Below are 14,902 nucleotides of genomic sequence, written 5' to 3' on the forward strand. Positions count from 1 at the left end.
GGGCCAAACGGGGCATTCCCGGCGCCGCAGAGCGGCCCCTTTCCCGCGCCGGGCACGGCCGGTCCGCCACCGATGCCAGCAGGACCGGCCAGCCCCCGCCCGAATCCCGCCGTGGTGGTCGAGCAGCTGCGCGAGCGGGTCCGGTTCGTCGCCGGTTCCGAGTCGGCGGTCGCCTTCCTGCGGCGGACGGCCCAGGTGGTCGGCTGGGCCGAGGCCACCCGCCATCCCCAGCGGGGCGGTCCCGGGGAACCGCCGCCGCCCGAGCCCCAGCCGCCGGACCAGGACGAGGACGGTGGCTTCCTCGACGACATGGCGCGCTACACCCGCTCGGTCGCGGTGGACCTGCTCGCCGCGGGCGATCGGGCCCGACGGCGAAGCAACGCGCGCCGCGAGCAGGAGGACTACGAGCGGGCGCGCGCCAAGTGGCAGCAGGACCTGCGCGAGTGGGAACAGCGGCAGACCGGGCAGAAGCAGGCCAACCCGCTGATCCTGTTCGTCGGCCCGCCGCACACCGGCCAGCGACGTCTCTACCGAGCCCTCTACAGCGTGCTCAGGGAGGCCGGAGCCGGGTTCACGGGCGGCAGCTTCATCGCGGGCCCGGAGCTGCTGCGGGACGGGCAAGGCGACCCGGTGCCCGCCGAAGCCGGGTTGCGCGACTTCGTCCGGGAAGCCGACGAAGCCGACAACCCGAGTTGCATCCTCGTGGACGAGGTCGACGCCCTCTTCGACGGCAACCCCGCCGGGGTGCTCCGCTATCTCCGTGAGGTCGCGCACGACCAGGAAAGCGGTCGCCTGCTGGTCCTCGCCGGGACGGACAAGGTGCTGGACGTCCTCCGCGCCGAGGCGCCCGAGCTGGCCTCGAGCGTGCTGGTCCACCGGATGCCGGAGTTCACCACCACGGCCCGGATCGCCGCGCTGCTCGACGTCCTCGCCGCCGAGCGGTCCCTCGCGCTGCCGCCACCGGTCCGCGACGGCCTCGCCGCGCTCGCCGGGCGGGGCCCGGCCGACGCCCGATCCGTCGAGGCGTTGCTGACCGCCGCGAGCCGCACCGCGGTGGCGCGGGGCGCGGCGCCCGACGGCCGGGTCCACCTGCTGCCCGCCGACGTCGAGGCGGTCGCCGGGCACGCCGCGCAGCGGGCCGGGAAGTCGGTCGAGGAGCTGGTGGCCGAGCTCGACGCCATGATCGGGCTCGCGTCGGTGAAGCAGCGGGTGCGCGGCCTGGTGGACGAGCTGGCCGTGGACGCCCGCCGCCGCGAGGCCGGGCTGCCCGTCGCGGCGCGGAGCCGGCACCTCGTCTTCACCGGGAACCCCGGCACCGCGAAGACGACCGTCGCCCGCTTGGTCGGCCGGATCTACCAGGCGCTGGGTGTGCTGCCGAAGGGGCACGTCGTCGAGGTCGCGCGCCCCGATCTCGTCGGCGAGTACGTCGGCGAAACGTCGTTGAAGACCCGCAGCGTCTGCCAACGCGCGATGGGCGGCGTCCTCTTCCTCGACGAGGCCTACAACCTCGTCTCCGGGGACGACGACGACTTCGGCCGCGAGGCGGTCACCGAACTGCTGCTGCAGATGGAGAACCACCGGGACGGCTTCGTGGTGTTCGCCGCGGGCTACCCGAAGGAGATGGACGAGTTCCTCGAGTCCAACCCGGGCCTGCGGTCGCGCTTCGCCGGGCGCGTCGAGTTCCCGGACTACTCGGCCGAGGAGCTCGCCGGGATCTTCCGGTCGATGGCGGGCAGCCAGGGCTACCGGCTCGCCGACGACCTGCTGGCGGCGCTGCCGGAGGCGATGCGCCGGATCCCGCGCGGGCGCGGGTTCGCGAACGGCCGCTCCGCGCGCGGCCTGCTCGAGGCGGCCATCGGCAAGCAGTCGAGCCGGCTCGCGGCGCGGCCGCGGACGTCGGCCGACGAGCTGGCCACCCTGGTGGCGGCGGACCTGCCCGAATCCGGGGAGGCCGGGGTGGCCGTCACCGACGACGCCGGGCCGCGGCGCGGGCTCGAGGAGCTGCTCGCCGAGCTGGACGCCATGATCGGCCTGGACGACGTCAAGCAGCGGGTGCACGCGCTGGTCGCCGAGACCCGGCTGGACGCGCGCCGCCGCAAGGCCGGGCTCCCCGTGGCCACCCGCAGCAGGCACCTCGTGTTCACCGGCAACCCCGGCACGGCCAAGACGACCGTCGCCCGGCTGATGGGGCAGCTCTACCGCGCCCTCGGCGTGCTGCCGTCCGGGCACCTGGTCGAGGTCGCGCGCCCGGACCTGGTCGCGGAGTACATCGGCCAGACCGCGCCGAAGACCCGCGACGCCTGCGAGCGCGCGATCGGCGGGGTGCTCTTCATCGACGAGGCCTACACCCTCGTGCAGGACCACGCGAACGGTGCCGACTTCGGTGCGGAGGCCGTGGCGGAACTGCTGGTGCAGATGGAGAACCATCGCGCGGACCTGGTCGTCGTCGCGGCGGGCTACCCGGCCGACATGGACCGGTTCCTCGACAGCAACGCGGGGCTGCGGTCGCGGTTCGGCGGCACCGTCGAGTTCGCCGACTACACCGGCGACGAGCTGGCCGCGATCTTCACCGCCATGGCCGTCAAGCAGGGTTACCGGCTGGCGCCGGACCTGGCGGCCGCCCTGCCCGGGGTGATGGCGGGGCTCGACCGCGGTGCCGGGTTCGCCAACGGCCGCACCGCGCGCGGGCTGCTGGAGCGGGCGATCAGCGCGCAGGCGATGCGGCTGGCCGGACCGGACGTCGATCTCGAACGGCTGGCCGACGCCGAGCTGGTCCTGCTGACCCGCGCGGACCTGCCCGCCCCGTCCTGACGGAACCCCGGGATGGGTGACGCCGTCGTCGGCTCGTCCGGGCCCGGCGGCTACCCTGAACGTCGTGCCTTCTCCTGCCACGGACCCTGCCGCCACCCGACGCGTCTCCCTGCTGACCCTGGGCTGCGCCCGCAACGAGGTCGACTCGGAGGAGCTGGCGGGCCGGCTGGCGGCCGGCGGCTGGGAGCTGGCGGCCGATCCGGAGGACTCCGACGTCGTGGTGGTCAACACCTGCGGCTTCGTCGAGTCGGCCAAAAAGGACTCCGTCGACACGCTGCTCGCCGCGTCGGACACGGGCAAGAAGGTCGTCGCGGTCGGCTGCATGGCCGAGCGCTACGGCCACGAGCTCGCCGACAGCCTGCCCGAGGCCGACGCCGTGCTGGGCTTCGACCACTACGCCGAGCTTCTCCGACCGGCTCGACGACGTCGTCGCGGGCCGCAAGATCGCCTCGCACACCCCCGGCGACCGGCGCAAGCTGCTGCCGATCAGCCCGGTGCAGCGGCCCGCCGCCGCGGAGAGCGTGGAGGTGCCGGGGCACGCGCAGCACGGCTGGGGCCCGCGGGTGCTGCGCACGCGCCTCGACGACTCGCCGGTGGCCGCGCTGAAGATCGCCTCCGGCTGCGACCGGCGCTGCTCGTTCTGCGCGATCCCGTCGTTCCGCGGCTCGTTCGTCTCGCGGCAGCCCGACGAGGTCGTCGCCGAGGCGATGTGGCTGGCGGAGAACGGCGTCAAGGAGCTGTTCCTGGTCAGCGAGAACTCGACGTCCTACGGCAAGGACTTCGGCCGCGACGGCGCCACCGCGCTGGAGCGGCTCCTGCCGCGGCTGGCCGAGATCGACGGCATCGAGCGCGTCCGCGTCTCCTACCTGCAGCCGGCCGAGACGCGCCCGCAGCTGGTCAAGGCGATCGCGACCACGCCGGGCGTCGCCGAGTACTTCGACCTGTCGTTCCAGCACTCCAGCGAGCAGGTGCTGCGCCGGATGCGCCGGTTCGGCTCCACGGATTCGTTCCTGGCGCTGTGCGAGCAGATCCGCGAGTACGCGCCCGAGGCGGGCATCCGGACCAACGTGATCGTCGGGTTCCCCGGCGAGACCGAGCACGACCTGGCCGAGCTCGAGCGGTTCCTCACGGGCGCGCGCCTCGACGCGGTCGGCGTGTTCGGCTACTCCGACGAGGACGGCACCGAAGCCGAGACCTTCGACGGCAAGCTCGACCCCGAAGAGGTGGCCAAGCGCGTCACGCGCATCTCGGCGCTGGTCGAGGAGCTGACCGCGCAGCGCGCCGAGGACCGGATCGGCACGTTCGTCGACGTGCTGGTGGAGCTGGACGACGACGGCGGAGCTCACCGGCCGCGCCGCACACCAGGCGCCCGAGGTCGACGGAGAGTGCGTCATCCTCGACGCGCCGGAAAAAACGCAGGTCGGCGACTTCCTGCGCTGCGAGGTCGTCGACTCGGCGGGCGTGGACCTGATCGTCCGCGCGGCACCGGACGCCGACCGGTGAGTGCGGTCCCCAGCGACGCCGCCGACGAGGGCACCAGCCGCGAAGGCCCGGCCCAGGTCCCGGTCGCCACGCCGGTCCCGACGCTCAACCTGGCGAACCTCCTGACGCTGTCCCGCCTGGTCCTGGTGCCGCTGTTCGTGGTGGCGCTGTTCGTCGACGGCGGCCACGACACGACGTGGCGCGCGCTCGCGACGGGCCTGTTCGCGATCGCCTCGGCGACCGACCAGCTCGACGGCTGGGTGGCCCGCAAGTACGGCCTGATCACCGACTTCGGCAAGATCGCCGACCCGATCGCGGACAAGGCGCTGACGGGTGCCGCGCTGGTCGGGCTGAGCGTGCTCGGCGAGCTGGGCTGGTGGGTGACGATCGTCATCGCGGTCCGCGAGATCGGCGTGACGCTGCTGCGCTTCTGGGTGATCCGCCACGGCGTGATCCCGGCGAGCCGTGGCGGCAAGGCGAAGACGATGGCCCAGATCGCGGCGATCGTGGCGTACCTGCTGCCGCTCCCGGTGGGCGCGGACCCGGTGCGGTGGGCCCTGATGGGGCTGGCCCTGGTGCTGACCGTGGTGACGGGCGTGGACTACCTGATCCGGGCGATCCGGCTGCGCGCGGCCGGGCGCCGGGTCACCGGGAGCTGACGGTGACGGATACCTCTGCTTCGCCGAGGCGTCGCGAATGACTCATTCGGGACCTCCGGCGTCCGCGATGAGTCATTCGCGACCCCCGGGCGACGAGCAGGCCGCCGCCCTCATCGCCGCCCTGACCGCGCGCGGCGAGACCGTCGCCGCCGCCGAGTCGCTCACCGCCGGGCTCGTCTGCGCCACCCTCGCCCGCGTCCCCGGGGCCAGCGCCGTCCTGCGCGGCGGCCTCGTGGTGTACGCCACCGAGCTGAAGACCGTCCTCGCCGGGGTCGACCCCGCCCTCCTGGCCGAGCACGGCGCCGTCCACCCCGAGGTCGCCGCCCAGCTCGCCGAGGGTGCCCGCGACCGGTGCGGTGCCACCTGGGGCCTCGGCCTGACCGGCGTGGCCGGGCCGTCGGCGCAGGACGGCGTCGAGCCGGGCACCGTGCACGTCGGGCTCGCCGGGCCGGGAACACGCACACCGCGTCTTTCGGGGGCTCGGGTGGCGGAGCCCCCGACCCGAGGCGAAGCTTCGTTTGTCACCGTCCGTACGCTGGCCTTGAGCGGCGATCGCGACTTGATCAGGACCGAGTCGGTCCGCGCCGCGTTTGCCCTGCTCGGGGAACATCTGACGTGAAACGGGCGTTCGCCCTTGGCGTACGGACTCACCAACTCCTGCGCCCGGGGCGCCGCTCTGGGTAACGTAGGGGGTACTTGTTCGGAAGGGAGGCGCGTGATGACCGTGCTGTTGCGTGAGGCGATCGGTGATCGGCTCCGTCATGCCCGCACCAACCAGCGTCGTACGCTGCGCGACATCTCCCGCGCCGCCAGGGTCAGCCTCGGCTACCTCTCGGAGGTGGAGCGGGGCCAGAAGGAGGCGTCGAGCGAGCTGCTCGCGTCCATCTGCCAGGCCCTGGACCTTCCGCTCGGCGAACTGCTGCACAACGTGGCGGCGGACGTTTCGGCCCTCGACAACGTCGAGGTCGCACCGGTCGACGAGCGGATCGTGGAAGGCACGCCCCGGGAGAAGCGGGGCGCGGAGGCCTCGGCGGCCGGCATCGAAGGCGGTCGCCTGATGTCCGAGCTGATCGGCAACGACCTCGCCGACCTGCGGGTTTCCCCGGCGCCGAGGATGAACACGACATTGCGGACGACCATCGGCCAGCCCAAGCTGGCCTCGACGATCGCCGCGTAGACCCAGCGCACACGACTGCACGGCCCCGGGCAACCTGCCCGGGGCCGTCGGCGTTGTCTACGGGTAGTGATCGGGGTGATCCCTGAATTCGGCCGGGTCGCCTGGAACGGATGTGGCCGACCTGACACGATGGAACCCGACGCCGGGGTCGGTGCGTTGCATGAGCAGGGGAGCGACGCCCCACCCCGAGGACTACTCAAGGCCCGTGGGACGCAAGAAGGCAGGCGGAGGAGATGGCCAACCCGTTCGTGAAGTTCTGGAAGTACATGATGGCGGCGTTCTCGTCGAAGATCGACGAGCACGCCGACCCGAAGGTACAGATCCAGCAGGCCATCGAGGAGGCGCAGCGCAACCACCAGGCGCTGACGCAGCAGGCCGCCTCCGTGATCGGCAACCAGCGGCAGCTGGAGATGAAGCTCAACCGGCAGCTCGGCGACGTCGAGAAGCTGCAGGCCTCGACCCGGCAGGCGCTCGTCCTCGCGGACGAAGCGCGCTCGAAGGGTGACGAGCAGAAGGCCGTCGAGTTCGAGAACGCCGCGGAGAGCTTCGCGACGCAGCTCGTCACGGCCGAGCAGAACATCGAGGACCTGAAGACGCTGCACGACCAGTCGCTGCAGGCCGCGGCGCAGGCGAAGCAGGCCGTCGAGCGCAACTCGCAGATGCTGCAGCAGAAGCTGGCCGAGCGCACGAAGCTGCTCTCGCAGCTGGAGCAGGCGAAGATGCAGGAGCAGGTCTCCGCTTCGCTGAACCAGATGAGCCAGCTGGCCGCGCCGGGCAACACGCCGTCGCTGGAAGAGGTCCGCGACAAGATCGAGAAGCGCTACACCACGGCGCTGGGGCAGGCGGAGCTCGCCCAGAACTCGGTCCAGGGGCGCATGATGGAGGTCCAGGCGTCCACCACGCAGCTGGCCGGCCACTCGCGGCTCGAGCAGATCCGCGCGTCCATGCGCGGCGACTCGGTCGCCCAGGTGACCGACGGCGGCAAGGCGGCCCAGCAGCCGGCGAGCAGCTCGGCCGACATCCAGCGCGAGATCCAGGCGCGCGTGCAGGCCGAGCAGGGCAAGAACCCGGCCTGACGCGGGCAACCCGGGCGAAGAGGGGGCGAGCATGGGGCAGCAGGGCAGGCGCCGCGACTTCAGCGAGTTCAGTGCGAAGCTGGAGAAGCACATCGAGAAGCTGCCCGACTACGCCGTGCGCGCCCAGGAGAAGCTCCAGAAGGTGCAGAAGTACTTCCCGCCGGCCGACCAGGCCGGCGGGAAGCCCGCACCGCCCCGCCCGAACCCGTTGCAACGCCCGCCGGTGCGGCGTCCCGACGTGACGGCCACGTTGTCGTCGATGGCCAGTCAGGTCCCGGCGTTCGCCGAGGCGCGGGCCAAGTGGGACCGCTGGAACCACCCGGCGGCGAAGCTGGAGCGGCGCAAGCGCCGGACGTCGCGCGCGCTGACGCTGTGGATCCTGCTGACGATCCTGTGCGGCGTGCTCACGGTGGCCGCCGGGCTCGGCTGGATGAGCGCCACCGGCGCACCGATGATGCCGCAGGCGATCATGGCGTTCGCCGGGGCCGTCGTGTTCGGCACGTTCAGCGTCCGGACCGGGCTGAAGCTGCACGAGCTCAAGCGCACCCCGATCCCGGCCGCACCGGCGGGTCCGCCGCCGCTGCCGCCCGCCGGATCGGCGGCCCGCGCGCCGATGGAACGGCTCGCGGAGTGCGAAGCATCGCTGACGGAGTTGCTGCGCCAGCTTTCGGTGCCGTCTTCGGTGGGCACGACGCCGGTTTCGGAGGTCTCGGTGGCGGACGCCCGCCAGACGGCGGACGAAGCGGCCGCGGCGTTGCGCGGCTTGGCGGCCCGCATCCAGGCGATCGAGCGCGGCCGCAATTCAGCCCCGGCCCGCGAGCAGGCAGCCCTGGACGCGGCGGTGGGCAAGCTGCGCGAGCAGCTCGAAGACGGCCTCGAGGGATATCGAGGCCTGGTGGCGGCGGCGGGCCACACGGTGGCCGCGGCGGGCGACGGCTTGGTGACGTCCAAGCAGGCGCTGACGGATGCCACGGACCGCCTCGCCGGGCTGGCGATGGCGTTGCGCGAGCTTTCCTGACCCGCGCGGCCGCGGTGGTGTCGCGCGAGGTCGGTTGACGGGGCTCGCCCCGCGCGGTGTGGGCCGTGCGGCTAAGTCGGCGATGGCCCGCGCGATCTTTCTCGACCCCGCGGCCGCCGGAACTCGCGATTTCGCCGCCCATCACCCGAATCCGCGTGACTACCCCGCCACCGGTCCGTCCAAACTCGGCCGTTCGAGTGCCGCGAACCGAGCTCACCACCGCTTCGTCACGCGGCGTGCGTGATCGTGCGTTTCACCCCGGCGACGCCCCCTGTTCACCTCCCGGTGCCGAAACACGCGCGTAATCGGAAACTGATGGCGACGGAAACGTCCGCCACCTAACGTTTTTGGCATGCATGCAGTGGTATCGCCCGCCGTGCACTGAAGGGTTCGCCGGCGCCGACCGTACACAGTGGACTTTCTCGACCGCCGAGGAAAGGACGCCCCGTGAACACGCTCCCGCCGGACCCGGACCCCGTTCCGGCCACCCAGCCCACCGCCTCCGGGCGCGTCATCTCGGCCTTCGAGCGCATCACCGAGGCCGCCCGTCCCGAACTCTGGACCACCCTGCGCGCCGTCGAAGACGTCCTCGTCGACGCGAAAGCCGTCGACGAGCGCGTCAAAGCCGGGGAGAACCTGCCGCTGGCCGGCACGGTCGTCGCCGTGCGGGACGTCCTCGACGTCGCCGGCCAGCCCTCCGGCCGCGGCGTCCCCGAAACCTCCGCCACCGTCGTCGCCCGGCTGACCTCGGCCGGCGCCGTCGTGCTCGGCAAGACCGGCGCCGCCGCCATCTCCGCCGCCTGGGACCGCACCAAAGTCGGTGGTGACGGCGCCGCGGTCGCCGTCGCGCTCGGTGTCGTCGACCTGGCCCTCAGCACCGGCGGTGCCGTCCCCGCGGCCCTGAACGCCGTCGCCGCGGTGCGGCCGACGCGCGGCCTCCTGCCGACGACCGACGTTTCCGTGTACTCGAACGGCCTCGTCCCCGCGCAGCGCGCTCTCCGCGTGATGACCGGCGGCGACCGGACCTGGCCCGCCGACGTCCGCCTCGGCGCGGGCGAGCACCCGCGGATCGCCTACCCGGCCGACCCGGAACTCGGCGAAGCCGCCGCCCTCGCGTTCCGCGGTGTCGTCGCCCGGCTGACGGCCGCGGGGGCCATCCTCACCCCGGTTTCCGTCCCGGAAGACGGCTTCGATGGCTTCGACGCACTCCTCCTGCCCACCGTGCCCGACCACCCGGACATCGCCGACGCCCTCGCCGACCCCGCCGGCGTGGGCCACCGCCTGGCCGCCGGCACGGCGTTGGCGAACCTGCTCGACGTCGCCGCGGTCACCGTCCCGGTGCTACCGGGCGACCGCCGCCCCTTCGGTGTCACCTTCGTGACGCGGGCGTTCGAGGACCAGATCGCCCTCGACCTCGCGGCCGTCTGCACGGACGAGCCGATCACGCCCTACCCGGAACCGGGCGAAGACGTCGTCGTGTTCGGCGCGCACCTGCGCGGCCAGCCGCTCAACGCGCGCCTCACCGAGCTCGGTGCCCGCTTCGGCGGACCGGTCCGGACCACCGAGCGGTACCGGATGGTGCTGCTGGACACCGAACCGCCGCAGCCGGGCGTCCTGGACGGCGGTACCGTCCTCGACGGCGAACGCTGGCGCCTGTCGCCGGCGGCGTTCGAGCGGTTCGCCGAGACGCTCGGGACGCCGTTCGTCCTCGACCGCGTCGAGCTGGACGACGGCACCACCGCGACGGCCGTGCGCTGCGACCCGGCGGCCGCGGGCCCCGGTCTGGACCGCTACGAATCCTGGCGCGGCTACGTGCGCTTCACCTCTACCGCCGGGCTGCGAGGCCCCGGCTGACCCGCCGCACCAGGCCCGGCCCGTGCAGCGCGAACCCGGTGTAGAGCTGCACGAGCGACGCGCCCGCGTCGACCAGCCGGAGCGCGTCGTCCGGGCCCATGATCCCACCGACGCCGATGATCGGCATGCTCCCGCCGGTGTGGTCGTGCACGAACCGCACGACCTCCGCCGCGCGGGTGGTCAGCGGCCTGCCGGACAGTCCTCCCCCTGTCCGGCCAGGCCGCTCTCCGCGGGCACGATGCCCTCGCGCGACAGCGTCGTGTTCGTGGCGATGATCCCGGCGACGCCGTGCTCCAGCGCGACCTCCAGGAGCTCGGCGAGCGCGTCGTCGGTCAGGTCGGGCGCCACCTTCACCAGCACCGGCGTCGGCGCGCCGTCCCCGGCCAGCTCCAGCGACGTCGAACGCAGCTCGCCGAGCAGCTCGGCCAGCGCGGCGCGGTCCTGCAGCTGCCGCAGCCCCGGCGTGTTCGGCGAACTGACGTTGATCGCGAAGTAGTCGGCGTACGGGTGCAGTGCGCGCAGCGAGAACCGGTAGTCCTCGACGGCCTCTTCGAGCGGCGTCACTTTCGACTTGCCGATGCTGATGCCCAGCGGGACGCCGGGTTTGCCGTCGCGGGCGAGCTTGGCCGCGAGCGCTTCGGCGCCGTCGTTGTTGAAGCCCATGCGGTTGATCACCGCGTCGCTGGCGGGGAGGCTGAACAGCCGCGGCTTCGGGTTGCCCGGCTGCGCCAGCCGCGTCACCGTGCCGACCTCGACGAACCCGAAGCCCAGCGCGGCCCACGCGGGCAGCGCGCGGCCGTTCTTGTCCATCCCGGCGGCCAGGCCGACGCGGTTGGGGAACCGCAGGCCCAGCACGGTCACCGGGTCGTCGACCCGCAGCGCGCCGCCGAGCGCGGGCGCGAGCTTGCTCAGCCGGGCCAGGACGGCGATCGTGCGCTCGTGCACCAGTTCGGGGTCGTGGTAGGACAGCCGGTACAGCGTCGGGCGGACGATCTTGTCGAAGAGCACGTCCCCATGCTGCCAAACCGCCCGGAACGCGCTACCGGAGCGTCACTTTCACGTGAAAGTGACCACTACGCGCGGTCCTTCCACTCGTCTTCGAGCATCGCGTAGATGAGCTCGTCGGTCCACTCGCCCTTGACGATCTCGTTCTCCTTCAGGTGCGCTTCCCGGCGCATCCCGAGGCGTTCCATCAGCGCGGCGGACGCGGTGTTGCGGCCGTCGCAGCGGCCGATGATGCGGTGCAGCCCCAGGTCTTCGAAGCCCAGCCGCAGCAGCTCCGTCGTCGCCTCCGCGGCCAGGCCCTTGCCGTGGTGGTCCGGGTGGAAGACGAACCCGATCTCGCCTTGGCGATGCTCGCTGCTGAGCCACTCCAGGTTCAGGTCGCCGATCAGCTGCCCGGTCGCGGCCAGCTCGACCGCCACGGCCAGGAACTGCCCTTCCTTCGTCAACGTCGAGCTGTGCACCCGTTTCGCCAGCGCGGCGGCCGACTCGGCGCGGCTTCGCGGGCCCCAGTAGAGGTAGCGGGCGACGTCGGCACGGGACTGGAAGGAGTTCAGCGCGTCGAGGTCGTCGGGCGTGAACGGGCGCAGGAGCAGCCGAGCCGTGGTGATCGGGTAGTCGGGCCTGAGCATGCTGCCAGGCTAGCTTTTCTCAGCCGTCCGGGACACGGAACGGGGGAACGCGATCGCCGAACCCGTGCGTCGGATCGCCGGACGGTCGTCCGGCGACGGCGGGCGGCGTGACCTGCGCGAACGCGCGGAAATAAGGGAGCCCCCGGGGTGGCTCTCGGGCGCCGTCAAACGCCTGAGCCCGAGCCGGACTGGTGCTCGGGAACCCCGGAGGCACGGTGACTGCCTGGTATTCGCTATCAGGCACCACGTGAAGCAGGCGATGAGCCGAAGGTGGCTCGGTTGTATCGCTGCTCAAAGTCCTCCACGTGCCATCCGCTAGCGGACAGCCACCTCACGAGTCCTGTTGGAATACAACTTAGGACCACCTCCTTTCTCGTGTACCGCCACGCTATGTGAAGTTCCCGGTGTCGTGCAACGTCATTTGTGTGATCTCGCCCCGCGGGCGGATCCGGCGTGCCGCAAGCTGTCCGGCGGTCCGGCCCGGGTGTTCGCGCAGCGCGAACGCCCCGCCTACCGCGGCGGGTACGGGCCGGTCTGGTCGGTCGGGCAGAACCACGTCGGGCGCCGCTGGACGTCGTGGCCCTGCGTGCGGACCTGGACCTTTCCACCGCAGCGGAAGCAGCCCTGGCGGGTGCGCTCGTACACCCAGTTCTTGCGGTTGCGGTCGAGGTGACCGGTGGTGCTCTGCTCGAACCGCCCGGCCGTCGCGTTGGCCAGCAGCAGCTTCCGGGCGAGCGCGACCGTGCGTCCGGCGTCCACTTCGGACACCGGGGTCCACGGCGTCACCCCGAGCAGGAAGGCGATCTCGCACTTGTAGAGGTTCCCGACCCCGGCCATCACGCGCTGGTCGAGCAGCGCGAGACCCAGCTCCCGTGCGGGATCGGCGGCCAGCGCGGCGGCCGCGCGGGCCGCGTGCTCGTCCGTCCACTGTGGATCCAGCAGGTCCGGGCCGAGGTGGGCGACCAGGTCGGTTTCCTTCGAGGTGGCCACGAGTTTGAGGTCGTGCACGCGGAACCCGATCACCTGGACGTCGGCCGCGGTGAAGATCACGCGGGCGTGGTGGCCGGGCCGGCGCCACTTCGCCCCGGCCGGGTAGACGTCCCACATGCCGTCCATCATCAGGTGCGAATGCAGCGTCAGGTCGCCCGAGAAGCGGGTGAACAGGTGCTTGCCCACCGTCCCGACGCCGAGCACGGCGCGTCCGGCGAGGTCCACAGTGGCCAGTTGGGGCACCCGGAACTCGCCGCGCAGCAACGTCTTTCCCGCCAGTGCCCGGTCGAAGCGCTTGCCGACGAGGTAGACGGTGTCACCTTCGGGCACGGTTCACCCCGTCGATTCGGACACCTCGGCCGGGGCTTCGGGGGTCTCCGGCGCCGGGCCCTCCGGCCAGTCGGGGCCTTCGGGCTCCTCGCCCGCGATGCGGTGCCGCCCGGCCCGGTTGGAACGCAGGATCTTCGCCAGCACCATGTTGAACGTCAGCGCGATCTCCTGCGCGCCGGGCGAGTGCCACTCGTGGATCGGGCTGCACGCGCCCTGGGCCTGCTGCACCGCCAGCCGGTCGGTGATCGCCGTCGGCATCACCAGCGAGCCGAAGTTCTCGCGCAGCTCGGCGATCCGGAACTGGTGCTCGTAGGACCGCACGCGCAGCTTGTTCACCAGCACGCCGATCGCGCGCAGGTCCGGGTTGAGCTCCTTGCGGATCTTCTCGATGGCTTCCAGCGCCCGGTGCGCGCCGGCGACGGCGTACATCGTGGGCTCGGTGACGATCAGCGCGCTGTCCGCGCCGACCAGCGCCGACTTCGTCAGCCGGCCCAGCGACGGCGGGCAGTCCAGGATCACCAGCTCGTACGGCGTCTCGCGCAGCGGCTCGCGGTGCAGCTCGTCCAGCGCGCGCGAGAAGTTCGCCAGCCGTTCCGGGTCGGCGTCCGGGTCGTTGAGCAGTTCCAGCTCTTCGGCGCCGACGAGGACGTCGACGTCCTCGCTCCAGACGCTCGGCGCGATGGCGCGTTCCAGCATCGCCCGGGTGGGCGTTTCGAGCACGTCGGCGAGGGTCGCGTCGGTGTACGGCGGGTCGAGCGAGGTCGTGGCGTTGCCCTGCGGGTCGAGGTCCACGACCAGCGTCCGGGTGCCCCTACGCAGGGCGGCGGACGCGATACCGAGGGCGACCGTCGTCTTGCCGACGCCTCCCTTGAGGCTGAGTACGGCGACCGTGTGCACGACGACCAGCCTACGGGTGCGCGCGAGAGGTGCCGCCGGGCAAGGGCCGTTCACTCGAAGGGAGGAGCCGGGGAGGCTTGCGGGGCCGGGCACTACCCTGTCCGGCATGAAGACGGAGACCGTGGCCGCCCGGGGTTCGGGTGCCGTCCGCCGGGTGCTCGAGGCCGAGCTGAAGGCCGCCCGCGCCCGGGGCACCGAGCACCCGCGCGTCGTCGACGTGGGCGGCGGCAGCGGCGGCTGGGCGGTGCCGTTCGCGGCGGCCGGCTGCCGGGTGACGGTCGTCGAGCCGAGCCCGAACGCCTTGGCCACGCTGCAGCGCCGCGCCGAGGAAGAGGGCGTCTCCGAGCTGATCACCGTGGTCGCGGACGACTCCGACGCCCTCGGCCGGTACGTCGAGGCCGGCTCGGCCGACCTGGTGCTGGCGCACGGTCTCCTGGAGATCGTCGACGACCCCGCCGCCGTGCTCACCGCGCTGGCGACGGCGGTCGCCCCGGGCGGCGCGGTGTCGGTGCTGGTGGCGAACCGGCACGCGGCGGTACTGCACCGCGCGCTGGCCGGCCGGGTCGACGAGGCCCGGCGGCTGCTCGAGAGCGTCGAGGGCATCGTGCCGGGCGACACCGTGCTGCGCCGCTTCGACGCCGAAGGCCTGCGCGCCCAGCTGGTCGCCGCGGGCCTGGACGTGACGCTGCTGCAGGGCGACCGCGTGATCGCCGACCTGGTCACCGGCGACGTCCGCGAGGACGAGCTGGCCGAGTTCGAGCGCGCCGCGGCGGGGTCGCCGGCCCTGCGCGACATCGCGGGCCGCCTGCACGCGGTGGCCCGGCCGCCCGCCTGAGCGCTGGTCTCCGCGGGTCTTGAATGAGTCATTCAGGACCTCCGAAGACCTGAATGAGTCATTCAAGACGCTGCGCGCCGGAACTGTCGGACCCTGCCGGTAGCGTCCCCGGCGTGGGGCGAAACGCTGAGCTGCCGGG

General features: G+C 72.7%; 11 protein-coding genes and 2 pseudogenes. 9 read left to right on the plus strand and 4 right to left on the minus strand.

What is annotated here, in order from left to right:
• Positions 1–111: 111 nt before the first annotated feature.
• The 8 genes and pseudogenes from QP939_RS31140 to QP939_RS31175 all read left to right on the plus strand — a co-directional run bounded on the left by QP939_RS31140 (position 112) and on the right by QP939_RS31175 (position 10,077).
• Positions 112–2,811, plus strand: a complete 2,700-nt coding sequence (locus QP939_RS31140; protein WP_285449751.1) for an AAA family ATPase — start codon at positions 112–114, stop codon at positions 2,809–2,811.
• Positions 2,812–2,875: 64 nt separating this feature from the next.
• A pseudogene (gene rimO / locus QP939_RS31145) lies at positions 2,876–4,314 on the plus strand (30S ribosomal protein S12 methylthiotransferase RimO).
• A complete protein-coding gene (gene pgsA, locus QP939_RS31150) occupies positions 4,311–4,952 on the plus strand; it encodes a CDP-diacylglycerol--glycerol-3-phosphate 3-phosphatidyltransferase (protein WP_285449752.1) in 642 nt (213 codons plus the stop codon). Before rimO ends, pgsA begins: the two are co-directional and overlap by 4 nt.
• Before the next feature lie 67 nt (positions 4,953–5,019).
• A complete protein-coding gene (locus QP939_RS31155; RefSeq protein ID WP_285449754.1) occupies positions 5,020–5,571 on the plus strand; it encodes a CinA family protein in 552 nt (183 codons plus the stop codon).
• A 99-nt stretch (positions 5,572–5,670) separates the two neighbouring features.
• On the plus strand, positions 5,671–6,129 hold the full coding sequence (locus QP939_RS31160; RefSeq protein WP_003066272.1) for a helix-turn-helix domain-containing protein: 459 nt from the start codon (positions 5,671–5,673) through the stop codon (positions 6,127–6,129).
• A gap of 233 nt (positions 6,130–6,362) precedes the next feature.
• The gene (locus QP939_RS31165; protein ID WP_285449755.1) at positions 6,363–7,205 is read left to right on the plus strand and encodes a PspA/IM30 family protein; all 843 of its coding nucleotides are present in this window, start codon (positions 6,363–6,365) and stop codon (positions 7,203–7,205) included.
• 31 nt (positions 7,206–7,236) lie between these two features.
• Positions 7,237–8,223 carry a phage shock envelope stress response protein PspM gene (gene pspM / locus QP939_RS31170; protein ID WP_285449756.1) on the plus strand — a complete coding sequence of 329 codons (987 nt, stop codon included), beginning with the start codon at positions 7,237–7,239 and terminating at the stop codon, positions 8,221–8,223.
• A 447-nt stretch (positions 8,224–8,670) separates the two neighbouring features.
• A complete protein-coding gene (locus QP939_RS31175) occupies positions 8,671–10,077 on the plus strand; it encodes an allophanate hydrolase-related protein (RefSeq protein ID WP_285449757.1) in 1,407 nt (468 codons plus the stop codon).
• Here QP939_RS31175 and QP939_RS31180 read toward each other — a convergent pair.
• The 4 genes and pseudogenes from QP939_RS31180 to QP939_RS31195 form a co-directional block, all read right to left on the minus strand.
• Positions 10,049–11,085: pseudogene (locus tag QP939_RS31180) on the minus strand (quinone-dependent dihydroorotate dehydrogenase). The gene QP939_RS31175 and the pseudogene QP939_RS31180 sit on opposite strands and share 29 nt — an antisense overlap.
• A gap of 65 nt (positions 11,086–11,150) precedes the next feature.
• A complete protein-coding gene (locus QP939_RS31185; protein ID WP_285449758.1) occupies positions 11,151–11,711 on the minus strand; it encodes a GNAT family N-acetyltransferase in 561 nt (186 codons plus the stop codon).
• A 510-nt stretch (positions 11,712–12,221) separates the two neighbouring features.
• Entirely contained in the window at positions 12,222–13,031 is an 810-nt protein-coding gene (locus QP939_RS31190) for a DNA-formamidopyrimidine glycosylase family protein (RefSeq protein ID WP_285449759.1), read from the minus strand.
• 3 nt (positions 13,032–13,034) lie between these two features.
• Positions 13,035–13,928 carry a ParA family protein gene (locus tag QP939_RS31195; RefSeq protein ID WP_285449760.1) on the minus strand — a complete coding sequence of 298 codons (894 nt, stop codon included), beginning with the start codon at positions 13,926–13,928 and terminating at the stop codon, positions 13,035–13,037.
• A 106-nt stretch (positions 13,929–14,034) separates the two neighbouring features.
• On the opposite strand from QP939_RS31195, the gene QP939_RS31200 reads away from it, so the two are divergent.
• Complete coding sequence (locus QP939_RS31200; RefSeq protein WP_285449761.1) at positions 14,035–14,763, plus strand: methyltransferase domain-containing protein; 729 nt, start codon at positions 14,035–14,037, stop codon at positions 14,761–14,763.
• Positions 14,764–14,902 lie beyond the last annotated feature (139 nt).

Origin of the sequence: Amycolatopsis nalaikhensis (genome assembly GCF_030264295.1) — a bacterium.
In the GTDB taxonomy this organism is placed as follows: Bacteria; Actinomycetota; Actinomycetes; order Mycobacteriales; family Pseudonocardiaceae; genus Amycolatopsis; species Amycolatopsis nalaikhensis.

Coding starts and splice junctions, on each gene's coding strand:
- QP939_RS31185 (WP_285449758.1), bottom strand. CDS start 11,711: ATGCTCAGGCCCGACTACCCGATCACCACGGCTCGGCTGCTCCTGCGC.
- QP939_RS31200 (WP_285449761.1), top strand. CDS start 14,035: ATGAAGACGGAGACCGTGGCCGCCCGGGGTTCGGGTGCCGTCCGCCGG.
- QP939_RS31165 (WP_285449755.1), top strand. CDS start 6,363: ATGGCCAACCCGTTCGTGAAGTTCTGGAAGTACATGATGGCGGCGTTC.
- QP939_RS31155 (WP_285449754.1), top strand. CDS start 5,020: ATGAGTCATTCGCGACCCCCGGGCGACGAGCAGGCCGCCGCCCTCATC.
- pspM (WP_285449756.1), top strand. CDS start 7,237: ATGGGGCAGCAGGGCAGGCGCCGCGACTTCAGCGAGTTCAGTGCGAAG.
- QP939_RS31160 (WP_003066272.1), top strand. CDS start 5,671: ATGACCGTGCTGTTGCGTGAGGCGATCGGTGATCGGCTCCGTCATGCC.